Here is a 24,132-nt window from a genome sequence, read left to right as displayed (position 1 = left end):
TTTTTTATAACAGCAGTTACCTGCAGGATATTTTGCAGGTAAAAAGGGTTTCTGGCATAGTTTTGCCGGGTTTTATACATACTAAACTATTTTAAAATGAAAAAGATTGTTTTGGGATTGATAGTAATTACGACCGGAGTTTTTTCCGCCCGGGCACAAAACGGGTGGAATATTGGCGACCGTGCCGCGATCGGGCATAGCTGGATGGTAGGGAACCGGCCGGACAACAGCGACCGGAAATTCCACCTCTCTTATGAATTGGGGCGTTCAGCCACCTATAATTTCAATAACAACACAGGCGTTGGCTTCGGCACCTATTTCAGCAGCCAGGGCGGCACCTATGAACTGCAGGATAATAGCAAAGTCATAGAACGCGCCAATTATATTAAAATTCCTGTTTTTGCCAATTTTACTTTTGGAGATGCCGCAAGCAGGGTCCGTCCACGGTTTACCATCGGGCCTTCCGTCCAATTCCTCGTAGGGGGCAAAACTTTTGTAAGGAACAGTGACGATGTTTTTGCCGGAGTGTACACCAAAAAGGCCATGAATACGAAAATCGATGCCGGAGCCAATGCCTCGCTGGGTTTCAGCGTACGGGTGTGTGATGGTTTTTATATTAACAACGACGTCAATTACTACCATGGTTTTGTGGAACAAAAGCCTAATAACGCCACCGAAAGCCCCTCCTACACCAACCGCGGACTCTATTTAAGTATGGGCATGCAGATCAACGGACAGGCTATGAAAAAATGGAAGAATAAAATGATGCAGCATCATAAAATGGGAAGAGATTAATTAATTGAGCCGTTCTCGGATTGGAACAGATGCCTGCCTCCTCTTCGCAGTTAAATTTCACGCAAGGGCGTAGCGATTAGAAAGTTAGGAGCTCACAGATCTCACGGATTTTCACAGAAGGCTTCTAAAATCTGTGTAAAGCTGCGGAATCTGTGAGACAATCACTACCACCAATAGCTCTGAACCCTTGTACCTTTACATCAAAACCTCCCATGTATGTTTCGGCAAGTAACGATCGCGCTGCTCCTTATTTTTTCCACTTATGCCGCAAAAAGTCAAACCCTTAAAATATTGTCGCAAGGTACTTCCACCAACCCGCGCGGCATCGGCATTTATAAAAATGTGATCTGGCTTAGCGGAAGCAGCGGGTATACCGGCCGGTCGGCTGATAACGGAGCGACCTGGCAGTGGCAGCAGGTTCCAGGATATGAAGCCAACGATTTCCGTGATATCCAGGTGCTCAATGAGCATACAGCCCTGATAATGGCGATCGCAAGCCCGGCCTATATTTTAAAAACAACAGACGCCGGCAAAAGCTGGAAAAAAGTTTATGAAAATAAAGACACTGCCATGTTCCTGGACGCAATGGCTTTTGCAGATAATAAGCACGGTTATGTGATAGGCGACCCGGTCAAAGGGCATTTGTTTATTGCTGCCACCCATAATGCAGGCGATTCCTGGGAAGCATCCAATCGATTTAATTTTCCGGCATTAGCAAAAGGAGAAGCTTTTTTTGCCGCAAGCGGAACCAATATTGCAGTTGAAGGCAGGCAGGTGCTCCTTGCCAGCGGCGGAACCCAGTCAAGATTATTCGCGGCCGGAAAAACCACTGCACTTCCCATTGCGCAAGGCACGCCAACCGCCGGTGCCAATGGTATGGGCATCTTAAACAAAAAAATAATGATCGCCGGTGGCGATTTTTCGCAGCCGGCAAAGAAGGATAGTGCCCTTATTTACAGCGAAGATGAAGGCAAAACATGGAAGCTGCCCGAAATAGCGCCCGCCGGTTACCGGAGCGCAGTCGGCGCGATCGATGAAAATACATGGATTACCTGCGGATTAACGGGCGTGGATATTTCTAAGGATGGCGGCAAAACCTGGCAGGCGGTCTCTACAGAAGGCTTTAATGCACTTTGTATTGACAGACCCCGCCGGATAGTGTTCCTGGCTGGCCCAAGAGGCAAGGTCGGGCGTATTGATTTTTGACAAATGGGGCAGAAATAAACAATTCTTGGGAGCTGGGAAAGCGATAAAACGGCAAGTAATCGTCAGATGGTAAAACCGTTCCTGATTCGCGGCCAGTGTAAAAGAAATGGGACCCGGTAAACCAGGCCCCATTATCAAAACATAATCAAAAAATTGTCCGTTATTTCTTTATATCGTTTATAACATCTTTGGTTTTTTCACCCACTTTTTTGGCTCCCGTCTTAATTGCTTCTCCTGTTTTGTGAGCAGCGTCTTTAGTGGCATCCACTCCTTTTTCAATTGCTTCCCCCGTTTTATCAGCCGCTTTTTCTACTCCTTTTTTGGTAGCAGTGGCAGCGTCGGATACACCCTCTTTTGTTTTATCCCAGGCATTGCTAACCGCCGCACCTGTTTTATCAAAAAAGTTTCCTGAGCGGTTTACGTATTCGCCGTCTTCCAATACAATGGTTTTTCCTTCTTTATTCTTTACTTCCCCATTGGGCTTAATAACTGTTCCGTTATCCAGCTTAATTTCTTTATCAGCCACTACCCAGTTGCCATTGGTATAAACATATACTTTTCCGTCATCCTTTTTTATAATATCACCCTCTGTATATTGGACGGGGGGCGGAGCAGCAGGTGTGGAATCCACGACAACGTTAGCGGGGGTGCCGGCAGAATCCGCGGTAGCGTCGCCTGTCTTTGTTTCTGAACTATTGCAAGCTATAAAAGCCGCGGCCAACACAGCTAAACCTAGAATTTTTTTCATAATTTAAAGTTCTTTAATTATTTAATAAGTAACTTAAAATCAAATACTTTGCCAAGTATTGCCTGCAACAAAAAAAGTGGCGATAATTGCCACTTTTATTTTAACACTTTTTCAAACTGCTTAATAGCCGTTGTTTTGCCGTTGTTTTTTATCTACGATAGCACCCACGCCGGCACCGGTAGCCGCACCAATAATGCCCCCCACCACGCCACCGCCTAAACGGTTACGCCTGTTAGCAACAGCGCCAATAATAGCACCGGATGCAGCACCAACTATAGCGCCTTTCGCAGTATGACTCATTTTCTTTCTTTGCGGAGCAGGGGCCGGCGCCTGGGCTACAGGAGCTGATGAATAGCCACCGCCATTGGAGCCTGAGCCACCGCCGCTGCTATAACTGCGGCTACGGCTGCTACTGCTGCGTGAACTGGAGCGGGAAGTGGCTGCAGGAGCAGAAGCGGCTGCATTCTGATTTTGCATTTCTTCCTGCTGTATACGGTTGCGCACCTCATTTTCCATTTTCCATTTCTGGTATTCAGCTAAACCAAGGGTATCCTGAGTGGAAATGGTACCCGTGGTATCTTCTTTTTTTGTATTGCGACATGAAACGGCAATTAACATAACTACGATCGCAATAAATGGTACTATTTTTTTCATAATCATACGTTTTAAAGTTCGAATTAAAAATCTGAATTGTATAACAGATAAAACTATGCCAAAGTGTTCAAATGTATTAAATAAACTGTCTTTATATTCTAAATTTCTTTAATAAACCTTTTCTGCAATCTTTCTATGAAATTTCATACTTCTTATATCAGACGGCAAACACAACTCCAAAGAGGCCCAAGAATCAGTTAAAACATTGTTAGCCGAATGATAAATGCACAAAAAAGCCCCGTCTGCATTACAGACGGGGCCTTAATAAATATGTTGTTTGATTGGGTTACGCTATCATTTTTTCCTTCCGCCGCTTTACCTGGTTAACTAAAGAATCAAATGCACTTTCAAAAGATTCTTCAAAGGATTTGCTGGTTGTTTTAACGAAGAAACTATGTCGGGGTACCTGTACCCTGATCTCCACAATCTTGTCTTTAATATTATGCACTACATTGTCTAATTTTAAATACACCACTGAACCGATAATCCGATCATGAAACGTACCGAGTTTTTCCATTTTACGGTCGATTACGTCCAGCAGTTTCCTGTCCGCGTTAAAATTAACTGTTTGAATGTTCACATTCATGATAGTTGAATTTAAAAGTGAATAATCTAAATTTTTCCTATTTCAAAGACCTGAAATACTCCGATTAAAGTTAATCAAAAATGAAAACGATACCTAAAAATATTTGCTAATTTTTAGTTGATATTTTTAACCCGCCTGCTAGGCCTTGGGATGAGCATTCTTGTATACATCTTTCAGCTTTTCGATGCTGTTATGGGTATAAATCTGGGTGGCGGCCAGACTGGCATGTCCCAGCAGGTCTTTTACCGCTTTTATTTCGGCGCCGTTATTCATCAAATGGGTCGCAAAACTGTGCCGCAGCACATGGGGGCTCTTTTTATCAAGGGTTGGGATCGTTGAAAGATATTTTCGCACCAGCAGGTATGCATATTTGGGGTACATCTTTTTACCTTTTTCGGTAATCAGCAGCTCTTCCGGCGGGCCTTCAAAATGCTTTTTTTTAAGTTCCGCGTAATTGAGAATTGCCTCCAGGAGCGTTTGGTTCAGCGGAATGATCCGTTCCTTATTTCCTTTACCCAGCACTTTTACCTGTTTGCGTGAAAAATCGACCTGGTTCATTTTCAACTGCAGTAGTTCGCTTAAACGCATACCTGTTCCATAAAACAGTTCAATCAGCATTTTGGCATTCAGGCTTTTCCAGTCTTCCGTGGCGTGCGACAGGGTTTCGTTCAAATTACTTATATCCTGCTCATTAATAAAAGAAGGCAACCGCTTACTTACTTTGGGCGCCACTACTTTAAACATAGGATTCTCACGAATCATCCCCATTTTTATCTGGTATTTGAAGAATGATTTAAGAGTGGAGATCTTACGGTTAATTGTTCGTGGGGTGATCTCGTGGTCCATTAACCCGGCCAGCCAACTGCGCACGATCTGGTAGGTAATTTCTGCTAACGGAGGCGCATCAAATACCTTTGTAACGAAAGCCGAAAATTCCTCTAGATCAGTATTATAAGCGATAATGGTATGTTTCGAATACCGTTTTTCGAATTGCAAATAGCCAACAAAGGCCTTTATATGGTCAGAAAGCGTTGAATCCATAAAAAAACCCCAGGAAAACCTGAGGTTACAATATTATACAAAATATAAAATATTTTATAATTCTATTTTTCCGCTTGCGATCTGCTGGCGATAAATGGCTTTTAAACGTTGTGTACGGCTTTTTACTGAAGATTTTGTAAAATGCTGACGCTCACGTAATTGCAACAAAGTTTTTGACTTTTCGAATTTCTTCTTATACTTCTTTAAAGCCTTGTCAATGTTTTCGCAGTCTTTAGAATCAATAATTAACATAAAATAATTTATACCTCCTTTAAGAATTTGAGGTTGCAAAGATACGGGAAAAATATATAATTCATTCTTTCTGATATCTTTTTTCTTCAATGGCTCCTTCTTAACCGCAAAGACGCTGCACCGCGATGAATTGCCGGTAAGAAATCAAAGACGGTAAGTCAAAAGCCGTTAAAACAAAAGCTTTCTGCTTTTCCGGGTTCCCGGCTAACAATTTGCCCTCATATTTGGCTGCTTGCTTTCCGTAACGGAAATTTGGGCATGTTTACAGGTATAATTGAAGCCGTGGGTACGGTAAAAAGCAGGGAAACCAATGGAACTAATGTCACTTTTCAAATCGAAAGTGCCATTTCCCAGGAGTTAAAAGTTGATCAGAGCATTAGTCATAATGGTGTGTGCCTGACCGTTGAGAACATAGCAGGCAGTACGCACCAGGTAACGGCCATTGCCGAAACATTGAGCGTTACCAACCTGGAGGCCTGGCAGCCGGGCACCCTGGTAAACCTGGAACGGTGCATGATCCTGAATGGGCGGATCGATGGCCATATCGTCCAGGGCCATGTTGATGGCATCGGTACCTGTGCCGCCGTTGTTGAAAAAAACGGTAGCACGGAGTTTACCTTTGCGTTCGATGAATCATTTGCACCACTGGTTATTGAAAAAGGATCAATATGCCTGAACGGGATCAGTCTGACTGTATTCAATGTTACAGCAACTACTTTTACCGTGGCCATCATCCCCTACACTATTGACCATACCAATATGCGGCAACTGAAAACGGGCGACAAGGTGAATCTGGAGTTTGATGTGATCGGGAAATATATTTCGAGGAATGCAAATTTGAAAATGTGAGAATGTGGAAATGTGAAGATGTGGAAATGAGAGAATATTAAACTAATAAAACGCGTCATCCCGACGCCTGCGAAGCTGGGGAGGGAACTCGTGCAGGCGGAAAGAGGAACCCGAAATAAGAAATTGGAAATGAGAAAGGGTGGAATCGCTTAAATTTGCCGCCTTTAAAAAATGTTTACTATGAATGTTATTGCAGAACTGCGTTGGAGAGGGATGATCCAGGATATGATTCCGGGTACGGAGGAACAGCTAAATAAGGAGATGACCGCCGGCTATATCGGTTTTGATCCCACTGCCACCAGTCTGCACATTGGCAGTTTGGTTCCTATTCTCTTATTGGTGCATTTGCAAAAGGCGGGACATAAACCCGTGGTGCTCGTGGGTGGTGCTACCGGCATGATCGGCGACCCCAGCGGCAAAAGCGAAGAACGCAACCTGTTGGACGAAACCACCCTGGCCGCAAATATCGCAGGCATAAAAAAACAACTGGAACAATACCTCGACTTTACCCCCTCCCGCTCCAATGGGGCTATAATGGTAAACAACTATGACTGGTTCAAAGGCATCAGTTTCCTGGAGTTTTTAAGAGATGCCGGCAAGCATATTACCGTTAACTATATGATGGCAAAGGACAGTGTGAAAAAGCGGTTTGAAGGGGAAGTGGGCATCAGCTACACCGAGTTTGCCTACCAACTCATGCAGGGTTTTGATTTTTATCATCTGTTTACCCAGCAGGATGTAAAATTACAAATGGGCGGCAGCGACCAGTGGGGCAACATTACCACGGGAACTGAGTTTATTCGCCGTAAAGCATCAAAAGAAGCTTTTGCCTTTACCTGCCCGCTGATCCGCAAGGCGGACGGGGCGAAATTCGGCAAAACAGAAAAGGGAAATATTTGGCTGGATCCGGAAAAGACCTCGCCTTACCAGTTCTACCAGTTCTGGCTGAATACCAGCGATGAAGATGCGGTTACATGGATTAAAATATTCACCTTCCTAGAGGCGCCCATCATTGAAGAGCTCATTACAAAACATCAGCAAAATCCCGCGGAGCGGCTCTTGCAAAAAACGCTGGCAAAGGAAATCACCAGTTTTGTGCATGGCGCTGCCGAGTATGAAAAAGCAATCGTCACTACAGAAAAACTTTTTGCCAACCAGAGCAAACCTGCTTCCGAAATGAGCATTGAAGACCTGGAGGGAATGGAAGGCGTGGTGAAAGCAACCCTTGCAAAAACAGAGCTGGAAAAAGGGATTGATATTGTTACGCTGCTGGCGGATACCAAAATTGCGCCCAGCAAAGGCGAAGCCCGCAAACTGGTGCAGGGCGGCGGCATCAGTGTAAACCGCGAAAAAATAAATGAGGCACAGCAACAGTTGACTACCGCTCATTTATTACACGAAAAATACATCCTGCTGCAAAAAGGGAAGAAGAATTATTACCTTATTGAAGCGCTATAAGAGAACCTTTGGTAGCCGGGAAGACGATAAGGCGGGAAGTGATTAACCAACCCTTCCCGCTTTCACCAAAATCGCCGGAGGCGATAAAATAAGGATGCGAGGCGAAGGACGTCCGCCTGGGCCGGTACGGACGGGCCTCGCATAGCCTTGTGGCAAGGCGGAAACCAGAAGTAAGGCCCAAGATTTCCCGTTTTCCCGACTTCCCGGCTGGCGATCGCTTATTTAAACTGCTTGATCGCTTTCCACATTGCTTCCGACACCAGCTGATTGCCTTTTTCGTTCAGATGCACGCGATCTACCGTTAAGATCCCCTTCTCGGCATTTGTAGGATTATTCTGCCGCAGGTAGTCTAAAAACAGGTTACGCAGATCCACCAGCGGCACATTATTTTTTGCCGCATACTCGCGGATCCATTTTGCATACAGGTTCAGGTCGCCGTCCTGCTGGTTCGTAAAATCGTTGCGCTCCCCTATTACCGATGGGGTGCAGATAATGGGCTGGATCCCCTGTTTCTTTAATGTGGAAATGATCGCATCATAAAATTTTCCGAATTTATCAAAATCCGTTCCGGTGCCCGAAGAGGTCTTATGCCATACATCATTGATTCCCACATAAACCACAACGATATCCGGATGCTGATCCAGCACGTCCGGCTGAAATCTCAAAAAAAGATCGGTCACTTTATTTCCGCCAACTCCTTTCCCAACAAAATCAAATTGATCCGAGAGGCCGTCCTTCTTACACAGGTCTTCAATACGCGTAATATATCCACCCGGCTGGGCACCCTGCTGCGTAATAGAATCACCAAAAAAAATGACTTTCTTTTTTTTAACGGGCATAAAAGCAAATAACAATACCGCCAATGGAAATAGCAATGCTAACTTTTTGATCATGATTTTAATTTAAACGATATGATTGAATTGAATGATTTTTGATGGATAGCGTTTTGCATAGGCGAATAGCATATTGGTAATGGTGCTGTTTTCTTTATATGGGGTTACAAAATCGCGAAACTGTTCGGGTTGCTCCAGTTGCAGTTCCTCTGAAATAAATCCCATTCCGTAAAAACTGCCTTTCCAAACCAGGATACAGGATCGTTCATCCTGCTGCACTCCTTTGTCAATAATGGCAAAAGAAGGCAGGTTCTTTAAATGGCGGATCGCCTCCAGCGCCCGCTGGTTATAGCTTTCAGCCGGTTCCTTTTTTTCGCAGGCGCCTTTGCACAATACCCGGTGCATTTTTTCATCAACCAATGCCGCTCCAATAAAACAGAGCCGCGGGCAAAGATCAAAATCATGCACCAGTTGTCGTAATGATGCTTTAGCCCCCTCAAGATGATGATAAGAATTTAACAACAACATACCACGGCTCATCTTCTCGATCCCCAGCCGCAGGTAGCCGTTTTGATCTTCATAGGAAATGATCCCGTACAGCTCCTCTCTCCTTTTTTGAGCCGAATTAAATCTGGGCCATAATCTTTTTATTTCTGTGGATTCTTTTACCGCGGCCATCAGTTCGGTACCGCATTCTTCAAAACTGATGTGGTGTATATGGCGCATAAAATTCTGGCGCTGGCGGGTGGTGGAATTATTGCTAAAGTGACTGCTGACCCGGTAGCGGATGTTTTTCGCCTTTCCCACATAAACGATCTTCCCTTTTTCATCATGAAAATAATATACGCCGGGCGTGTAGGGCAGCTGATCAAAATCGGTCTTGGGCACATTCGGCGGCAGCACCTGCTCTTTAGAGGTGCGTTTTAAACTTTTAGCAATATGCCCGTCCGCATCTTTCAGCAGCAGCAGTTGAAACAATGCCACTGTAGCATCAGTATCACCTCCTGCCCTATGTTTATTTACGTGAGGAATATCCAGCGCTTCGCATAATTTACCCAGACTATACGAGGCATGCCCGGGAATAATTTTCCTGCTCAACCGCACCGTGCACAGTTTATTCGTATGTAGCTCATAGCCGCAATAGGCCAACTGGCTTTTCACAAACGAATAATCGAAATTGACGCTATGGGCCACAAAAATTTTATCCTGCAGCAGCTTATAAACCTGTTCCGCAATGGCCTCAAACAAGGGCGCATCCGCCACCATGGCATTACTAATGCCCGTCAATGCCTGAATATAAGAAGGAATCTGCTGCACCGGGTTCACCAGGCTCTCAAAACGATCCACCACAATACCCTCCGCATCCAATACCTGGATGCTTATTTCGGTAATGCCGCTCGCTGCTGCGTAGGATCCGGTCGTTTCAATATCTACAATTGCATATTGCATGCTTACAAAGGGCTAATTTCGCAAAAAATTCAAACTTGAACGAAGAAAAATTCAGCATGTTCCGCAATCGCTTAACAAAAGTGTACCGGCACCTCTCGCGGCAGGCCCGCAACGCCGGTATTACCTGTTACCGGGTTTACGACCATGACCTGCCGGAATTTCCTGTTTGCATCGAACGTTATGAGGACCATATATATGTGGCGGAATACAAACGCAAACACGGAATGGAGGACACGGAGCACAACCGCTGGATGGAGCAGACGGCCGCTATTATTGCTGAAGTATTGTCTGTTCCCGCAACCCATATCTACACCAAACTCCGGCAACGGAAAACCGGGCGGCAGGGACAATACCAGAAAACCGATTCAACAAAAAATGAATTTGAGGTACAGGAAAACGGGCTGCATTTCATTGTTAACCTGGCCGACTATTTAGATACCGGACTTTTCTTAGATCATCGTAATACCCGCAAAATGGTTCGGGAGGAAAGCGAAGGAAAACGGGTCCTGAATTTATTTGCCTATACGGGTTCCTTCTCCGTTTACGCCGCTGCCGGGAAGGCAGCTGCTGTGACTACGGTTGACCTTTCCAACACCTATACCGAATGGGCAAAGCGGAATATGACACTAAATAAATTTGCTTCCCCAGGTTATACTTTTGTCCAGGCCGATGTGCTGCAATATGTAGCGGAACTGTCCGCCAACAGTTACGACCTGATCATAATGGACCCGCCCACTTTTAGCAACAGCAAAAAAATGGAAGCGATCCTGGATATTCAGCGCGATCATGTTTTTCTGATCAATGAATGTTTGCGGGTGTTATCGCCCGGCGGTGTGTTATATTTCAGCACTAATGCGCGAAAATTTATTCTGGAAAAAGAAAAGATACACACCGATAAAATAAAAGACATCACTAAAGCTACCACCCCTTTTGATTTTGAAGGGAAGTTATTTAGATGGTGTTATAAGATTGAAAAATAGCCCGCTGATTACGCAGACAGCTCCTCTGCCATATTTCTTTGAGCAGATTAGTGGATCAGTGTGTAAACCCGATGCAGCCCATCCTCGCTATATAATCCAAACGGTCGGCGAACCAGTTGAAAATCGTCAGGTAACTCAATACTCCATTGTTCATAATAAAAAAAAATTCGTGGAATATTTACTTGTACAATAATTGTATTTCCATTGTAAAGACCTTGCAATTCCTTTGAATATTCTTCCTTATAAAATTCTTTCAGCTTACTATAGTTAATACCAATCGTATCCTGGCGATTCCCGATTTTTAAAAACCATCGCCGCATTTCGTTAGACGCAGAATCTGTAAACCCACCAAGATCAATAAGAACGGACCTAAGTGTGTCGCCTTCCAGTGTAACCAACTTGACGGTATCAATTGTCTTATCAGTACTACCGGGTTTGAATAAAACGGTTTTTACCAGGCGAACGGAATCAAATGGAATAAAATGAAAACTGGTCAAGCCATTTTTATCAAGCGTATATTTTCCAAAAGATACAGTCGAACTTCCTTCACACCCTCGTTCCTGAAAAAACATTCCATTGGTGTCTAAAACAAGAGATTTCGAGCACAAAGAACTCATGGGATAAACGTCTTTGCTAAAATATTGTACCGAGTCTCTTTGGGCCACTGCACTACTACTTAGCAATATCAAAATGAAGAAGAATATTTGGTTCGCCTTAAAAGACAATCCACTGGCTCCATCGCCCAGATATGCCAATCGAAGAATATTCATAAACAGTTTTAAGCAAGTTTTATTTAAAGCAGTCTGGCACAATATTAAAGTTTCTGAACAAAAAAACCCTACTTCCCATACTGCTGCTGCATCAGATAATAATACGGTTCAAAATGATGATTAGCAAATTTATCTTCCTTATCCAGCCCAAATTTTTTATAATACTCCGCATCCGGCATTAGCACCACGGGTGTGCCGGCGCGCATATAATTCATAGAAGGCGCATAGGCAGGCTCTTTGAGCCCGGGCAATATTTTTTTAATAGCCAGCTTATATAGTTTATGCCCTAAAATATTCGCATAAGTAGTTTGCGCTTTCCTCGTCTTGCGGTCCAGCTTGCCGTAATAAAGATTGCCCACTACCCGCAGCAAGAATTTTTGTTTCTTTAAAACTTTGGGAATATCTACCAACGGATTCACCGCATTCATATCTGATACCCGCTGAATGGTATAGGGCGTCTCCGGCACCCAGTCGGCGCTGTTCACTACTGAATACGTCCAGCCCCCTTTATTGATGCTTTCAAAATCATAAGCATATTGCACATTGCCCGGTTTCGGCGCGGCACTGGTATAGGTCTTAAACCGTATGTCTGCCGGCAGGTTTCCCGCCTGCCGCTGATAATATAAATAAGAGCTGACCAGGTAGGCCAATACGCCTCCCTGGCTGTGGCCAAATACAAAGAAATCTTTTACTCCCTTCTGGTATAACTCTTTAATCTTTGGCAGCATATCCCTAACGAGATAAGCCATCCCGATCGTCCAGCCGGCATGCACATAAGCATCGCTCCGTTCCGCCAGTTTATAATCAAATTTTGTTGTGGCATCTAATTGTAAGGTTCCAGTAGCCGGTATCATCGGGCAATAATAATTCTCCAGCCAACTGGCTTTATCCCCAACCGTTCCGCGAATAACAATTACTCCCTGACTATAATCATTGGTGTACAACCACCACAGATTTTTCATTCCCAGTTCAGGTGATTTATAGACCAGCTGATAGGGGTCTTTTTCCTTTCCTCTTTGTGCTTTATCCGGAATACTGCTTTCAAAATGCATCATAGACAGAAATGCAGTGTATTCCTTCGGATTAAAAACGGGTTGAAACTGTTGGGCAATAACAATCTGTACAACAATCAAAAAAAAGGAAAGAAAAAATAGTTTTCGCTTCATAAGTTGGTATTTAGGATATTCAAAAATAGCTATATTGATGTAAAAAAAGTCTTTGTAGAATATCGCGATAAAAAAACAAACCCTGCCTCATTCCCGATTTCATGCTCAATTATTTCCCGCAGATCGGCGCAGATCTTCGTCTTTGACGAAGTGCGGATCACACTTCTTTTTTCTGCGAAAACCTGCGGAATAACTATTTCGAATTAGTTTGCCTCGCTGATCTCTGCTGATCTTTTTCTGTCCACATTAGCGCGAATCTGCGGGAAACTTATAGCGGAATAAAAATGCGAAGCAAGGACGCTTCGCATAGCGTCCTCCGTTAAAACTAGCTGCAGAAATAAAAATCCCGGTCCATTCAATGAACCGGGAAAAACAAACAATCATGAAAAATTATAAGGTCTTTAAAACGTCGTTCATGGTGCGCACGGCATCGGCACTTTTGTTAAAGGCCGCCTGCTCCGTCTCCGACAGTTTAAAATCGATGATCTTTTCCCAACCCTTCCGGCCCAGGGTAACAGGCACTACCAGCGAAATATCTTTTTGCCCGTATTCCCCATCCAGCGCCACGCCACAGGAAATTATTTTCTTTTCATCCCGCAGAATACTTTCCACCATCGCCGCCGTTCCCGCGCCCGGCGCATACCAGGCGGAAGTACCGATCAGCTTTGTCAACGTAGCGCCGCCCACCATGGTATCGGCAACAATTTTGGCCTGCTGTTCGTCCGACAGAAAATTGGTCACCGGTGTGCTGCCCCAGGTAGCGTGTTTGATCAAAGGGATCATGGTAGTATCGCCATGACCACCCACCACAACGGCATTCAGATCAGCCGGTGAGCAGCCCAGTTCCTGGCTCAGGTAATACCGGAAGCGGGCCGAATCCAGCGCACCACCCATTCCCAATACCCGGTGCTTCGGCAGTCCGGAGGTTTGCAGCGTGAGGTAATTCATCGTATCCATCGGGTTCGACACCACGATCAGGATCGTGTCCGGCGAATATTTTAAAATATTTTCCGTTACACTTTTTACAATGCCGGCGTTCACCCCTATCAGCTCCTCGCGCGTCATCCCCGGTTTGCGGGGCAGTCCGGAAGTGATCACCACCACATCGGAATCCGCAGTAGCGGCATAGTCGTTCGTAACGCCTTTTATTTTTGTATCAAAACCCAGGAGGGCCGCTGTCTGCATCATATCGATGGATTTGCCTTCGGCCACACCCTCTTTAATATCCAGCAAAACCAATTCTGATGCTAATTCTTTTCTGGCAATATTGTCAGCACAGGTAGCTCCCACCGCTCCGGCTCCTACTACAGTAACTTTCATTGAATAATCGTTTTTAAAGATGAATTGAATGGTAACAAATTTAACTGTTTAATACTCACCAAACTAACCAAAAATCAAAATCGGACGTTAAATTGAAAAATCACAAAAATATTTTTAAAAGCCTTTGCTACAACGAAGGATTTCCCTATTTTTGCAATCCCAAATCTGACAATGGTCAGAAAAAAGGGCGGATTGACCCATGGTGTAACGGTAGCACTACTGATTTTGGTTCAGTCAGTTAAGGTTCGAATCCTTATGGGTCAACAAAAGAGCGTTCATTGAAACGCTCTTTTTTTATGGACCAAACTGCAGTGCAGATGGCAACTTTACTTGGAGCCTGTCCCGCCGAAAGCGGGATCGCACTCTTGCACACCTGTACTACACTCAACAGCATCTCAAAGATGCACGCTGGTAGAGCCAATTTTTTTGCCAACATCCTTTAATGCAAAATTCAGTGTTTTCATTTCTTCTGATGTAAACAGGGCCGCTTTCCCATTAACGGTGTGCCCGTTTACCCGTTGTGAAAGCCAGGACTTGGTTTTATTAAAGTAAGTCTTCGCAATATAAGACAGGCTTATGATCTCTGATACTTCCGCAAGCTGCATCTTAACAGCAACGCCATTTATTCTTTCTCCGGACGCCGCAACACCTTTTTTTATGTAGGCCGCAATGGCTCTTTTTGCAGCCGCATCATCTTTATATTTTTCATACAGCTGGTCCAGCGCTGCATCAAACTGGGCAGTTCCGGCCAGTTGCATCAATTTATTTAATTCTTTATTCATACAAAAACTTTAAGCCCTCATCCGGGAGGATTTTGGTTATCTAATTGCTTTTTTAATGTAGCGATCTTTTCAAGATAAAAATCAATCTGCATCTCGGTTTCATCGTCTGATAAGCCAAAACGCGCAGCCATCTTTAAGAACGCTGCCAGGTTTAGCTTTTCAGCCTCTAATTCTTTTTTCAATTTGATCTTTATCCATGGCTGAGGTGTTATTCGAGGGTAAAGATAATAAACTTTAGTTTATTAAACCGACTTCCTGACTATCCCATTCATATTCTATTGAGTACAGCCAGAATAGTAAAAAAAATCGCCTGCCCTGATTTCAATAGTTATCTTTGAATTTTTAAATACTGATATGCTAAAAATAGGGATTGTAGGCGTAGGCCATCTGGGAAAGTTTCACTTAAATAACTGGCTGGAAATCGACAATGTGGAAGTGGTAGGATTTTACGAACCGAACGATGCCACGGCAGCGGAAGTTATTGAAAAATACAAGATCCGCCGGTTTACCAATGCGGATGCATTCCTGGGCCTCTGCGATGCCATTGATATTGTAACCCCCACTACCTACCATTATCAATGGTGCGAAAAAGCCATAAAAATGGGGCGCCATGTATTTGTGGAAAAGCCCTTTGCCGATACAATGGAGGAAGCGCGCGAACTGGTAAAGCTCGCCAAAGAATCAAGCATCAAATTGCAGGTAGGACATGTGGAACGGTTTAATCCCGCTTTTCTTTCCCTGAAAAACGTTACCTTAAAACCCATGTTTATTGAAGTGCACCGCCTGGCGCAATTCAATCCCCGTGGCACAGAGGTGAGCGTGATCCTGGACCTGATGATCCACGACATCGATATTATTTTAAGCATCGTCAAGAGCGATGTGAAGCGCATCTCTGCAAGCGGTGTAGCCGTATTGACAGAAACGCCGGATATCGCCAATGTACGCATCGAGTTTGATAACGGCTGCGTGGCCAACCTTACTTCCAGTCGCATCTCTATGAAGAAAATGCGGAAGATGCGCCTCTTTCAGAAAGACGCCTATATCGGCATCGACTTTTTAAATAAAAAAACGGAGATCATCAAATTAAAGGAAGCTGCCGATGAAAATGTTTTTGCTTTTGATATTGATACCTCTGCAGGCAAAAAGACCATTGCGGTAGCCAACCCGCTGATCCCTGAAGTAAACGCCATTAAGCGCGAACTGGAAGAATTCAGGGATGCGATCGTTAACAATACCCAGACGGTAGTTTCTGAAATTGACGGTTTGAAAGCCATGGACGTAGCCCACCAGATCCTGGAAAAGATCGGGAACGCAACCATTAAATCATAGTAATTGTCTGAATTTTTAGACTAAACCACATAGGCTCATAGTTTTTTTGCATAGGCAGAGAAATAGGGTCTCAAAGGTTTTCATCGACGATGAAAACACTATGTTTCACTAAGTTTTCGTTGTAGATCAAAGCATCTTTTTCTATGAATCTATGTAGTTGAAATTAAGTTCACGATAAAAATATCTACTTTTTTTAAAAATAATTTCATCGGTTGTCCAATTTCCCTGAAGTCGGTTGTTATTAAAGCAAACAACATTTAATAACCCCCGCAAATAGGGGACAAAAACAACAATTATGGAACCACGTTTAAATGTACAGGAAGTAGGAAAAAAAGCTTTAGCATCTCTTTATCCGTTGGGTAAATACCTGGCGCAATCCACTATTGAACAGCAACTGCTGCACCTGATCTATTACAGGGTATCGCAGATCAATGGCTGTGCTTTTTGCCTGGACATGCACTCGAAGGATCTGAGAGCAGCCGGAGAAACTGAGCAGCGGCTTTATGTGTTAGACGCCTGGAGGGAAGCCCCTTTTTACAGCGACCGGGAGCGCGCCGCTCTTGCCTGGGCCGAAGCGCTGACAAAGCTAAAATCGACATTGGTGCCCGATGAAATTTACGAAGAAGCAAAAAAACAGTTTACTGATGAAGAATTAATGGACCTCACAATGGGCGTAATCGCAATTAATTCCTATAATCGCATTAATATTGCTTTCGGCGCACCTGTAGGTACTTATCAGGTTGGCATGTTCAAGTAAGCTACCGTTCAACATTTATTAATCATATCTAAAACAATAACAATGAAAGATTTTTTATTCTTATACAGAGCCGACTACAGCGCCTATGCAAAGCGCTCCCCTGAGGAATTGCAATCCATCACCAAAAAATGGATGGACTGGATCGGCAGCATTGCCGCGCAAAATAAACTGGCAGACCCGGGCAATCGCCTGGAAAATGATGGCCGGGTGGTGAAACCAAATAATGTAGTAACAGATGGCCCCTACTGCGAGATCAAAGAGAGCCTGGGCGGTTATTCACTGGTGAGGGTTGATACTATTGAAGAGGCCGTTGCATTAGCCAAAGGCTGCCCGGTTTATACAATCGGGGGATCCGTTGAAGTAAGGGAAATCAGTAAAATGTAATCCAAGAGTATTGAATGCGATCAGCAACTGAATTAATTCCCCATTTATTTCGTACAGAGTACAGCAAAATTGTTGCTGTACTCTGTGCGCATTTTGGTATTGATCATATTGAAACGGCCGAAGATATTGCCAGCGATACTTTTCTGACAGCAACAGAGTTGTGGGGGTTGAAAGGTGTTCCTGAAAATCCGGCCGCCTGGCTGTACACGGTTGCAAAAAATAAAACGAAAAATCACCTGAAGCGGCATACTTTATTTACAAAAAAAATTGCACCTGAAATAAAACAAACCGCTTCCTTAAATGCTGAAATAGACCTTACGGAAACCGGCATTGCCGACAGTGTTTTGGCGATGATCTTCACCATATCCGATCCCCTCATTGCCACAGAAGCACAGATCGCACTGGCATTAAACCTGCTTTGTGGTTTTGGCGTACAAGAAATTGCGACAGCCTTTTTGACCGGCAAAGACACTATCTACAAACGCATCCAACGTGCAAAGGAAAAACTAAGAGAAGCAAAAATCGATATCGCCATTCCCGGGGCAGACATACTACCCCGACGGATGGAGTCCGTTTTGATAACTCTTTACCTTCTTTTTAATGAAGGCTATTATTCGGTGTCTGGTGAACACCCTTTAAAAAAGGAATGTTGCAGTGAGGCAATGCGGCTAACCTTATTGCTGCTCGAGAATGAACGTACCAACCTGCCGGCCACCAATGCCCTGATGGCACTGATGTGTTTCCATGCATCCCGCTTTGAAGCACGGACGAACCAAACTGAAGACCTGGTGCTTTACAACGATCAGGACGTTTCCCTCTGGGATCAGGCATTAATTGAAAAAGGCAGTTTCTATCTGAATCAGGCAGCGCAGGGCTCCCTGCTCACCAAATATCACCTGGAAGCCGGCATCGCGTATTGGCATACCCACCCGGGTGACTCCAAAGAAAAATGGGAAGCAATTCTTCAATTATACAACCAGTTGCTGCTACTGGAGTATTCGCCGGTAGCCGCATTGAACCGGACCTTTGCACTGGCCAAAGCCAACGGCGTGGAGGCTGCCATTATTGAGGCTGAAAAGCTCAGGCTTGAGAACAATCACTTTTATTTTGTACTGCTGGGAACGCTTTATACCGGCAAAGACAATAAAACGGCCCAGACCTGTTTTGAACGGGCTCATATCCTGGCCCAATCAGCCGCTGACAGGCATTTAATCCAAAAAAAGATCGATCAGCTAACCGTCCAAAACTAAGGGATACGAGATTTTATTGTTTTTGTTGCTGCAAGGTTTTAACTTGATGCACCAAAGTCTTCAATAAACCTTGTATACAATGAAAGCAATCGTTCTGGATCAATTTGGTAGCATTGATAATCTCCAGCTCAAAGAAGTACCGGTACCTGTAGCAGGCGCCGGGGAATTATTGATAAAAATTGAAAATGCAGCGGTCAACCCCTACGATCTGAAAGTAATTGAGGTTTATAAAGAACAATCCGGCGTTAGCCTGCCCGTTATCCCCGGTTCGGAGCTTTCGGGGGTCGTGGTGGCGACGGGTGAAGGCGTAACAAAATTTAAGGAAGGAGATGCAGTCTGCGGTAACCCAGGCCGGTTTGGCGGCGGCTTTGCCCAATATATCACTACCCATCAGGATTGGATGGCGAAAAAGCCCGCTTCACTTTCTTTTGAAACCGCAGCGGCTATCCCGGTCGCGTCCTTAATAGCGTGGAAGGCGCTCTTTGACGAGGGTAAACTCACCGCCGGGCAAAAGGTACTCATCCACGGCGCTTCAGGAAACGTGGGCGGGATGGCGGTTCAGGAAGCAAAACAGGCCGGTGCTTATGTTATTGCAACCGGTTCAGGAAAAAATGAACAACGGGTTAAAGCGCTGGGCGCCGATGTATTTATCGATTATACAAAACAGGATTTTTCAACTGCTGTTAAAGAAGTGGATGTAGTGCTGGACACTGTTGGCGGTAAGATGCAGACAGATTCTTTTAAGGTGCTGAAAGAAGGTGGTTACCTGATCAGCCTGATTGAAGCGCCGTCGAAAGAGTTAGCCACTCAATATAAAGTACATGCCAAGGTAGTTTACGGTGGCCCAAATGCCAACCGGCTTGAACAAATATTACTGGATGCTGCCGGTGGTAAAATAAAAGCTCCGGTTGATCGGGTATTTGCTTTATCGGATGCCGTAGCTGCATTAAAGGCAGTAAAACAGGCGCATCCCTCGGGCAAAATATTGCTGCGCCCCTGAGCTATTCCTGTTAAGTGAAGCGTGATATGTCGAAAGTGAAAACTTAAAAGGTTACATTTATCTTCTTACCTCGCACAAGTAATTTCAAAAAGAAGGGTAATGCCAGGTTTACAGATCATCCTCACCATAGCGATCTTTCCGCTTACTGTCTTAAGCGGGCTTTACGTATATCGTTATCTCAATAACAAATTACTAAATGCCAGCACCAGGGCGGGGATCATAGGTTTCGGGTTGCTTTTATTCCTTGCGCTGGGCGGCATATTGTCGGCCGGATTATGGCTGATGGCGTGGCTCTACGATTATATGGGCACTTAAGCCGATTTGTTAATACTGATCTGTGTAGGCACTGGCCATTGAACGCCATTGGCATCAAAAGCATTTTTTATATTTTCGATTTCGGCAAAATAAACTTTCCAATAATTTTCCTGGGTAGTGTATGGTCTGATCCCCAATTGCAATCCGTTGCCATCGATCTTGAGCACTTTTACCTCAGGAGCCGGATCTTCTAACACCAAAGGATTCTTTGAAACCGTTTCCAGCGCTATCCGCCGCGCGGTTTCAATGTCCTGGCTGCCTGCAACCGTCAGCAAAATATCCACCCGCAAATTGCCGTGCGTATTATAATTGGAAATAACACCAGTTGATAATCCCCCATTGGGCAAAATAACCACTTTATTCTCTCCCGATAAAATAGAAGTGTTAAAAATACCAATCTCCAATACCTTTCCCGTATGGCCCTGGGCTTCTATCACCTCTCCCACTTTGAAGGGTTTAAAGATCATGATCATTACACCACCCGCCAGGTTTCCGAGCGACCCGTTTAAAGCCGCACCAATAGCTAAACCTGCGCCTGCCAAAAGCGCTGCAAAGCCGGTAATCGGCACACCCAGCATACCCACGATTGCAAGAAACAGCAACAGCAACAAAGTGGCTTTCAGCACCGAGATCAGAAAGGTTTGCAGGGACTTATCAAAGTGTCGTTTGCTAAATAAATTTCTCAACAAAGCGGCGATCTTATTGATCACCCAGGTTCCCACAACATATAAAATAATAGCCCCGATCAGCTTGGGTGCATATTCCAGCGCCATATCCCTGATCTTTGACAGCCATGTAGCACTTGTTGCCACTACATTTTCAACCTGTAATAACATAGATTTTCTTTTAGGGTTCGATTTATGATCAACGATGCGAACATAAATAAACTCTCAAAAAAGAACCCCTCAAGGCCGGAATTTTATCATTTTCTTAAGTCATGGCGTCTTTGAAAAAAGCCATTTCTTCTTTGAGATCCAAAAACGGATATTGCTGAGATAAGCGCAGCGCTTTTTTATATTGTGTGCTCAGGAAGGTTTGATGCGCCTGTGTATCAGGATGAAAGGGTTTGTGCTTGCGTGCAATAACAACGGAACGGATCTCCTGCATCAACTGGCGGGAAGCCTCGTCAATACAGGCCTGTGTAAAGTGTTCCAGCACAAATTCGGTAGCCGGATAATTGGGATGCGCCAGATCCACATCATAAAAACGGTAATCGCGCAGCACATCAATAACCAGCTCATAGGCAGGAAAATAATAATGATGGGGGAATTTATTTACAATATGGTGCACAGCTTCCAGCAAACGTGCTTTGCTGCGGTTATTGGCAACAGCCCCATCACGCAGATGCCGCACGGGGCTTATGGTAAAAATAATTTTCGCATTAGGATTGAAGATTCGCAGCCGGTGGTAAAGATTATCCAGCATTGCCACTGTTTCATCAATCTCCAGCATTTTCTTATCAAACCATTGCCCCGGCGCCCGGTGGCAATTGGCTACTTTTAGTCCGGCCTGATGGTCCCCTGGAGCTTTTTCGTTCAAACGATAAGAAAAAGAAGAGCCCAGAGTAATGATCACCCATTCCGTTTGTTTTAAAAAATGGTGCGCCTCATTTAAAGCCGCATTCATCTGGGTTAATACCTGCTGCTTATCCATCCCCGAAAAACGCGAATGATGGTGCCAGGATTGCCAGACCTCATTCAGATAAAACAGATCCTCTTCAGTGTAGGGCGTTTGTTCAATATACCGGACCAGACCATGATAGACACTGGCGGGATCAAACAGGATCCCATGCGGGTTTTGGAGGATATCAAACTTATGATCAGCCAATGCATTGCCAATATGTTCTGTAAAGCAGGAACCGATCAACAAGATCTTATCACCATATTTTACAGGGGGAGTCAATTTTTCTATCTGTATGGGCGCCATAAAATCCATCCTGCAAATATCCGGAATTTAAAAAGCATTTTGCTGCACCAATAGTATTTTCTGATGTAAGGCGAAATTAAAATTACGGGCATCTGCTTTTAATAATTTCAGGGAATAGTGCAGGTAACGCTCTTGGGTCATTTCAAACGCGGCTCCTGTTGCCTTCAGGAATTGCAGTTGCAGAAAAAGTAATTCCGCCTGAAACAACAGGTATTGATAGGCTTCATCAGGCAATTGCCGGTCATCCCCATTAATGTACGCTGTAATTGCAGGCTCATCAAGGTTTTCATTCAGAATGGCCGACAATACCTCGTACTGCTTGTCCCCCAAAGCTTTTTTTGCTTTAGCGATCGCCTCAAAAAAAAGGCTCACTTTTGCCAAAAGATAATCGCGGCTAAACATATTTTTTTAAAATTACAATTTTATTAATTTAGTAGCGGAGATTGCGCTAAAACGAATGTGTAATATTTTTGTATTCTCAGATTTTCTAAGATCCACACAGATTTTTAAAACCTTCTGTGAAGATCCGTGCAATCTGTGACCCATTTATAAACAACTTAAATCTCATCATGTATTTTTCTCACAGATCCCTCAGATTTACACAGATTTTTAAGCCCTTCTGTGTATTCTGTGAGCCGTTCTTATACCGTCATATACACGAACTTTATGCACTATAAAAAGCATTTATCAAAAGACAAAGTATTAAAACAACTGATCCGCCGGCACGGCGATTATACGCTTGAGTTGCAGGAGAACATCCTGCTGAAAATATGTACTTCCATCCTGGGCCAGCAGTTAAGCACCAAAGTGGCCGCTGTATTGAAAGGACGTTTTTTGCAATTGTTTAAAGGGAAAAAGCCTACCGCCCGGAAAATCCTGGCCATCCCGCATGAAACGCTGCGCAGCATCGGGCTCTCCAACGCAAAGGCGCAATACATCAAAAATGTATGCCGTTTTTTTATCGATAATAAACTCACCGACAAAAAGATCCACGAAATGGAAAATGACGCCTTTATCGCCCTGATCACGCAAATAAAAGGAGTAGGCAAATGGACCGCTGAAATGCTGCTGATGTTTTCATTGGGGCGTGAAGATGTTTTTTCGATCGGGGACCTGGGCCTTCAAAAAGCCGTGAGCCAGCTATACAATATCCCTTTTACAAACAAAAAAGAATATGAGGCAAAAATAATCGCCGTGGCCGAAAACTGGAAGCCGTACCGTACCTATGCTTGCTTGTACTTATGGCGTTCACTTGATGCAGTACCGGAATAGATCAATTTTTGATTTCTGATCTCTGATTTTCGATCCCGTTCTTCAGTTGAAAACGCTTTCTATGTTTGAAAGATTTGATATTTGACGTCTCACGGCAAAGATTTCGTTTTTTCCCTAACGCGTTACTGTCTATTAACCATTGACTATTCACCAACGAGGTTTAACATCCATTCATGCCAGCATTAAGCGTTCTGCATTGCGCGTTCTGCGTTTAGCATTCAGCCTCTGCTCCGCTGCTCCATCGCCTCGTATAGGATCATTCCCGTTGCCACCGAAACATTCAAACTCTCAAAATCATTCTTCATGGCTATTCGGATATTTTCATCGCATATTTTCAACAGCGCCGGATAAATACCCTTCTCCTCGCTGCCCATTACAATCGCTGTAGGGATCGTAAGGTCGGCCTCAGAAACTTTTTTAGCCCCTTCCATGGCCGCCGCAAAAACCCGGATCCCGTTCAAATGCAGTTCATCAACCGTTTTCATAAGACTGTTCACTCTGCAAACCGGTATTTCCTCCAAAGCCCCGGCAGAAGTTAATATGGCATCTTCATTCAACGCCCCCACTCCTTTATCCGGGATAATGATTGCATGTACCCCGCAGCACCAGGCGGTGCGGGCAATCCCGCCAATGTTCCGTATATCTGTGATGCCGTCAAGAATCAAAAATAAGGGTACCGCGCCTGTTTCCGTAACAAAAGAAATAACATCCTGTAACTCCTGATAAACGATACGCGACTTCTGCGCTATCACTCCTTCGTGTTCCCCCACATTAAAAAAATCAAGCTTCGCTTTGGGTACATAATTCAATGGTACATTCCGGGTGGCGGCCAACCGCCTGATCTCGCCTATAGCAGGATCATTCGCTTTCTGATCAATATAAATGCGATCCAGGCCCGCGCCCTCTTTGAGCGCCGTTACAATAGCCGTCCTGCCATAAACCAAACTTGATTTTTTGGGTCGCTGTGGTTTTTTTCTAAAATCTTTCACAGAGCAAAGAAACGGAAACTT

28 protein-coding genes and 1 tRNA gene are annotated in these 24,132 nt (G+C 44.3%); 13 read left to right on the top strand and 16 right to left on the bottom strand.

Annotated elements, in window-relative coordinates:
• The first annotated feature begins 96 nt into the window (after nucleotides 1-96).
• Together NIASO_RS02525 and NIASO_RS02520 are read left to right on the top strand one after the other, a co-directional pair.
• Nucleotides 97-795, top strand: coding sequence for an outer membrane beta-barrel protein (locus NIASO_RS02525; protein ID WP_008583781.1), 699 nt, complete (start codon nucleotides 97-99; stop codon nucleotides 793-795).
• 216 nt (nucleotides 796-1,011) lie between these two features.
• The gene (locus NIASO_RS02520; RefSeq protein WP_008583782.1) at nucleotides 1,012-2,001 is read left to right on the top strand and encodes a WD40/YVTN/BNR-like repeat-containing protein; all 990 of its coding nucleotides are present in this window, start codon (nucleotides 1,012-1,014) and stop codon (nucleotides 1,999-2,001) included.
• A gap of 160 nt (nucleotides 2,002-2,161) precedes the next feature.
• Here the strand turns inward: NIASO_RS02520 and NIASO_RS02515 are convergent, their stop codons facing one another.
• The 5 genes from NIASO_RS02515 to rpsU form a co-directional block, all read right to left on the bottom strand.
• Nucleotides 2,162-2,749, bottom strand: coding sequence for a DUF6799 domain-containing protein (locus tag NIASO_RS02515; RefSeq protein ID WP_008583783.1), 588 nt, complete (start codon nucleotides 2,747-2,749; stop codon nucleotides 2,162-2,164).
• Between the two features lie 120 nt (nucleotides 2,750-2,869).
• Entirely contained in the window at nucleotides 2,870-3,403 is a 534-nt protein-coding gene (locus tag NIASO_RS02510; RefSeq protein ID WP_008583784.1) for a glycine zipper family protein, read from the bottom strand.
• A 286-nt stretch (nucleotides 3,404-3,689) separates the two neighbouring features.
• Nucleotides 3,690-3,989, bottom strand: coding sequence for an HPF/RaiA family ribosome-associated protein (locus NIASO_RS02505; protein WP_008583785.1), 300 nt, complete (start codon nucleotides 3,987-3,989; stop codon nucleotides 3,690-3,692).
• A gap of 138 nt (nucleotides 3,990-4,127) precedes the next feature.
• A complete protein-coding gene (locus tag NIASO_RS02500; protein WP_008583786.1) occupies nucleotides 4,128-5,030 on the bottom strand; it encodes a tyrosine-type recombinase/integrase in 903 nt (300 codons plus the stop codon).
• A 54-nt stretch (nucleotides 5,031-5,084) separates the two neighbouring features.
• Nucleotides 5,085-5,372: a 30S ribosomal protein S21 gene (gene rpsU / locus NIASO_RS02495; protein WP_245605215.1), complete on the bottom strand. Its 288-nt coding sequence runs from the start codon at nucleotides 5,370-5,372 to the stop codon at nucleotides 5,085-5,087.
• Nucleotides 5,373-5,540: 168 nt separating this feature from the next.
• On the opposite strand from rpsU, the gene NIASO_RS02490 reads away from it, so the two are divergent.
• Nucleotides 5,541-6,131: a riboflavin synthase gene (locus NIASO_RS02490; protein WP_008583788.1), complete on the top strand. Its 591-nt coding sequence runs from the start codon at nucleotides 5,541-5,543 to the stop codon at nucleotides 6,129-6,131.
• Between the two features lie 180 nt (nucleotides 6,132-6,311).
• Complete coding sequence (tyrS, locus tag NIASO_RS02485) at nucleotides 6,312-7,589, top strand: tyrosine--tRNA ligase (RefSeq protein WP_008583789.1); 1,278 nt, start codon at nucleotides 6,312-6,314, stop codon at nucleotides 7,587-7,589.
• Nucleotides 7,590-7,807: 218 nt separating this feature from the next.
• Here tyrS and NIASO_RS02480 read toward each other — a convergent pair whose 3' ends face one another.
• Both NIASO_RS02480 and NIASO_RS02475 read right to left on the bottom strand, forming a co-directional pair.
• Complete coding sequence (locus NIASO_RS02480; protein WP_008583790.1) at nucleotides 7,808-8,482, bottom strand: SGNH/GDSL hydrolase family protein; 675 nt, start codon at nucleotides 8,480-8,482, stop codon at nucleotides 7,808-7,810.
• A gap of 9 nt (nucleotides 8,483-8,491) precedes the next feature.
• Complete coding sequence (locus NIASO_RS02475; RefSeq protein WP_008583791.1) at nucleotides 8,492-9,871, bottom strand: exonuclease domain-containing protein; 1,380 nt, start codon at nucleotides 9,869-9,871, stop codon at nucleotides 8,492-8,494.
• 35 nt (nucleotides 9,872-9,906) lie between these two features.
• Here NIASO_RS02475 and NIASO_RS02470 point away from each other — a divergent pair, with 35 nt between their 5' ends.
• Nucleotides 9,907-10,851, top strand: coding sequence for a class I SAM-dependent methyltransferase (locus tag NIASO_RS02470; protein WP_157547184.1), 945 nt, complete (start codon nucleotides 9,907-9,909; stop codon nucleotides 10,849-10,851).
• A 47-nt stretch (nucleotides 10,852-10,898) separates the two neighbouring features.
• On the opposite strand, the gene NIASO_RS02465 is transcribed toward NIASO_RS02470, so the two are convergent.
• The 3 genes from NIASO_RS02465 to mdh all read right to left on the bottom strand — a co-directional run bounded on the left by NIASO_RS02465 (nucleotide 10,899) and on the right by mdh (nucleotide 14,107).
• On the bottom strand, nucleotides 10,899-11,621 hold the full coding sequence (locus NIASO_RS02465; protein ID WP_008583793.1) for a hypothetical protein: 723 nt from the start codon (nucleotides 11,619-11,621) through the stop codon (nucleotides 10,899-10,901).
• Nucleotides 11,622-11,689: 68 nt separating this feature from the next.
• Nucleotides 11,690-12,787: a lipase family protein gene (locus tag NIASO_RS02460; RefSeq protein ID WP_008583795.1), complete on the bottom strand. Its 1,098-nt coding sequence runs from the start codon at nucleotides 12,785-12,787 to the stop codon at nucleotides 11,690-11,692.
• A gap of 390 nt (nucleotides 12,788-13,177) precedes the next feature.
• On the bottom strand, nucleotides 13,178-14,107 hold the full coding sequence (mdh, locus tag NIASO_RS02455; protein ID WP_008583797.1) for a malate dehydrogenase: 930 nt from the start codon (nucleotides 14,105-14,107) through the stop codon (nucleotides 13,178-13,180).
• Nucleotides 14,108-14,300: 193 nt separating this feature from the next.
• Here mdh and NIASO_RS02450 point away from each other — a divergent pair.
• Nucleotides 14,301-14,371: transfer RNA gene (locus NIASO_RS02450), tRNA-Gln, on the top strand.
• 131 nt (nucleotides 14,372-14,502) lie between these two features.
• Here NIASO_RS02450 and NIASO_RS02445 read toward each other — a convergent pair.
• Both NIASO_RS02445 and NIASO_RS20145 read right to left on the bottom strand, forming a co-directional pair.
• Nucleotides 14,503-14,889, bottom strand: a complete 387-nt coding sequence (locus tag NIASO_RS02445; RefSeq protein WP_025298642.1) for a DUF5053 domain-containing protein — start codon at nucleotides 14,887-14,889, stop codon at nucleotides 14,503-14,505.
• Between the two features lie 17 nt (nucleotides 14,890-14,906).
• Complete coding sequence (locus NIASO_RS20145; RefSeq protein WP_157547181.1) at nucleotides 14,907-15,071, bottom strand: hypothetical protein; 165 nt, start codon at nucleotides 15,069-15,071, stop codon at nucleotides 14,907-14,909.
• Nucleotides 15,072-15,243: 172 nt separating this feature from the next.
• Between NIASO_RS20145 and NIASO_RS02440 the strand changes: the two genes are divergently transcribed.
• The 6 genes from NIASO_RS02440 to NIASO_RS02415 all read left to right on the top strand — a co-directional run bounded on the left by NIASO_RS02440 (nucleotide 15,244) and on the right by NIASO_RS02415 (nucleotide 19,924).
• Nucleotides 15,244-16,218: a Gfo/Idh/MocA family protein gene (locus NIASO_RS02440; RefSeq protein WP_008583801.1), complete on the top strand. Its 975-nt coding sequence runs from the start codon at nucleotides 15,244-15,246 to the stop codon at nucleotides 16,216-16,218.
• Nucleotides 16,219-16,513: 295 nt separating this feature from the next.
• Nucleotides 16,514-16,975: a carboxymuconolactone decarboxylase family protein gene (locus NIASO_RS02435; RefSeq protein ID WP_008583803.1), complete on the top strand. Its 462-nt coding sequence runs from the start codon at nucleotides 16,514-16,516 to the stop codon at nucleotides 16,973-16,975.
• Nucleotides 16,976-17,017: 42 nt separating this feature from the next.
• Nucleotides 17,018-17,359 (top strand): YciI family protein, encoded by a 342-nt coding sequence (locus NIASO_RS02430; protein WP_008583805.1) that lies wholly within the window; start codon nucleotides 17,018-17,020, stop codon nucleotides 17,357-17,359.
• Between the two features lie 14 nt (nucleotides 17,360-17,373).
• Nucleotides 17,374-18,609: an RNA polymerase sigma factor gene (locus tag NIASO_RS02425; protein WP_008583807.1), complete on the top strand. Its 1,236-nt coding sequence runs from the start codon at nucleotides 17,374-17,376 to the stop codon at nucleotides 18,607-18,609.
• Nucleotides 18,610-18,688: 79 nt separating this feature from the next.
• Entirely contained in the window at nucleotides 18,689-19,609 is a 921-nt protein-coding gene (locus NIASO_RS02420) for an NADP-dependent oxidoreductase (RefSeq protein ID WP_008583808.1), read from the top strand.
• Between the two features lie 99 nt (nucleotides 19,610-19,708).
• On the top strand, nucleotides 19,709-19,924 hold the full coding sequence (locus tag NIASO_RS02415; protein ID WP_008583810.1) for a hypothetical protein: 216 nt from the start codon (nucleotides 19,709-19,711) through the stop codon (nucleotides 19,922-19,924).
• Here the strand turns inward: NIASO_RS02415 and NIASO_RS02410 are convergent.
• From NIASO_RS02410 to NIASO_RS02400, 3 genes are all read right to left on the bottom strand, one after another.
• Complete coding sequence (locus tag NIASO_RS02410; protein ID WP_008583812.1) at nucleotides 19,921-20,760, bottom strand: mechanosensitive ion channel family protein; 840 nt, start codon at nucleotides 20,758-20,760, stop codon at nucleotides 19,921-19,923. The two genes, NIASO_RS02415 and NIASO_RS02410, sit on opposite strands and share 4 nt — an antisense overlap.
• Before the next feature lie 94 nt (nucleotides 20,761-20,854).
• Nucleotides 20,855-21,850, bottom strand: a complete 996-nt coding sequence (locus tag NIASO_RS02405) for a GSCFA domain-containing protein (RefSeq protein ID WP_245605214.1) — start codon at nucleotides 21,848-21,850, stop codon at nucleotides 20,855-20,857.
• Between the two features lie 27 nt (nucleotides 21,851-21,877).
• Nucleotides 21,878-22,252, bottom strand: a complete 375-nt coding sequence (locus NIASO_RS02400) for a hypothetical protein (protein ID WP_008583817.1) — start codon at nucleotides 22,250-22,252, stop codon at nucleotides 21,878-21,880.
• Between the two features lie 264 nt (nucleotides 22,253-22,516).
• On the opposite strand from NIASO_RS02400, the gene NIASO_RS02395 reads away from it, so the two are divergent.
• A complete protein-coding gene (locus tag NIASO_RS02395; protein WP_025298641.1) occupies nucleotides 22,517-23,122 on the top strand; it encodes a DNA-3-methyladenine glycosylase family protein in 606 nt (201 codons plus the stop codon).
• Between the two features lie 218 nt (nucleotides 23,123-23,340).
• On the opposite strand, the gene rlmB is transcribed toward NIASO_RS02395, so the two are convergent.
• Nucleotides 23,341-24,066: a 23S rRNA (guanosine(2251)-2'-O)-methyltransferase RlmB gene (gene rlmB / locus NIASO_RS02390; RefSeq protein ID WP_008583823.1), complete on the bottom strand. Its 726-nt coding sequence runs from the start codon at nucleotides 24,064-24,066 to the stop codon at nucleotides 23,341-23,343.
• Between the last annotated feature and the right edge of the window lie 66 nt (nucleotides 24,067-24,132).

The sequence above is a fragment of the Niabella soli DSM 19437 genome (assembly GCF_000243115.2).
In the GTDB taxonomy this organism is placed as follows: domain Bacteria; phylum Bacteroidota; class Bacteroidia; order Chitinophagales; family Chitinophagaceae; genus Niabella; species Niabella soli.
The sequence above is the reverse complement of the archived record's forward strand: the minus strand, read 5'-3'. Positions and strand labels throughout refer to the sequence as shown.

Coding starts and splice junctions, on each gene's coding strand:
- NIASO_RS02525 (WP_008583781.1), top strand. CDS start 97: ATGAAAAAGATTGTTTTGGGATTGATAGTAATTACGACCGGAGTTTTT.
- NIASO_RS02520 (WP_008583782.1), top strand. CDS start 1,012: ATGTTTCGGCAAGTAACGATCGCGCTGCTCCTTATTTTTTCCACTTAT.
- NIASO_RS02515 (WP_008583783.1), bottom strand. CDS start 2,749: ATGAAAAAAATTCTAGGTTTAGCTGTGTTGGCCGCGGCTTTTATAGCT.
- NIASO_RS02510 (WP_008583784.1), bottom strand. CDS start 3,403: ATGAAAAAAATAGTACCATTTATTGCGATCGTAGTTATGTTAATTGCC.
- NIASO_RS02505 (WP_008583785.1), bottom strand. CDS start 3,989: ATGAATGTGAACATTCAAACAGTTAATTTTAACGCGGACAGGAAACTG.
- NIASO_RS02500 (WP_008583786.1), bottom strand. CDS start 5,030: ATGGATTCAACGCTTTCTGACCATATAAAGGCCTTTGTTGGCTATTTG.
- NIASO_RS02490 (WP_008583788.1), top strand. CDS start 5,541: ATGTTTACAGGTATAATTGAAGCCGTGGGTACGGTAAAAAGCAGGGAA.
- tyrS (WP_008583789.1), top strand. CDS start 6,312: ATGAATGTTATTGCAGAACTGCGTTGGAGAGGGATGATCCAGGATATG.
- NIASO_RS02480 (WP_008583790.1), bottom strand. CDS start 8,482: ATGATCAAAAAGTTAGCATTGCTATTTCCATTGGCGGTATTGTTATTT.
- NIASO_RS02475 (WP_008583791.1), bottom strand. CDS start 9,871: ATGCAATATGCAATTGTAGATATTGAAACGACCGGATCCTACGCAGCA.
- NIASO_RS02465 (WP_008583793.1), bottom strand. CDS start 11,621: ATGAATATTCTTCGATTGGCATATCTGGGCGATGGAGCCAGTGGATTG.
- NIASO_RS02460 (WP_008583795.1), bottom strand. CDS start 12,787: ATGAAGCGAAAACTATTTTTTCTTTCCTTTTTTTTGATTGTTGTACAG.
- mdh (WP_008583797.1), bottom strand. CDS start 14,107: ATGAAAGTTACTGTAGTAGGAGCCGGAGCGGTGGGAGCTACCTGTGCT.
- NIASO_RS02445 (WP_025298642.1), bottom strand. CDS start 14,889: ATGAATAAAGAATTAAATAAATTGATGCAACTGGCCGGAACTGCCCAG.
- NIASO_RS02440 (WP_008583801.1), top strand. CDS start 15,244: ATGCTAAAAATAGGGATTGTAGGCGTAGGCCATCTGGGAAAGTTTCAC.
- NIASO_RS02435 (WP_008583803.1), top strand. CDS start 16,514: ATGGAACCACGTTTAAATGTACAGGAAGTAGGAAAAAAAGCTTTAGCA.
- NIASO_RS02430 (WP_008583805.1), top strand. CDS start 17,018: ATGAAAGATTTTTTATTCTTATACAGAGCCGACTACAGCGCCTATGCA.
- NIASO_RS02425 (WP_008583807.1), top strand. CDS start 17,374: ATGCGATCAGCAACTGAATTAATTCCCCATTTATTTCGTACAGAGTAC.
- NIASO_RS02420 (WP_008583808.1), top strand. CDS start 18,689: ATGAAAGCAATCGTTCTGGATCAATTTGGTAGCATTGATAATCTCCAG.
- NIASO_RS02415 (WP_008583810.1), top strand. CDS start 19,709: ATGCCAGGTTTACAGATCATCCTCACCATAGCGATCTTTCCGCTTACT.
- NIASO_RS02410 (WP_008583812.1), bottom strand. CDS start 20,760: ATGTTATTACAGGTTGAAAATGTAGTGGCAACAAGTGCTACATGGCTG.
- NIASO_RS02405 (WP_245605214.1), bottom strand. CDS start 21,850: ATGGCGCCCATACAGATAGAAAAATTGACTCCCCCTGTAAAATATGGT.
- NIASO_RS02400 (WP_008583817.1), bottom strand. CDS start 22,252: ATGTTTAGCCGCGATTATCTTTTGGCAAAAGTGAGCCTTTTTTTTGAG.
- NIASO_RS02395 (WP_025298641.1), top strand. CDS start 22,517: ATGCACTATAAAAAGCATTTATCAAAAGACAAAGTATTAAAACAACTG.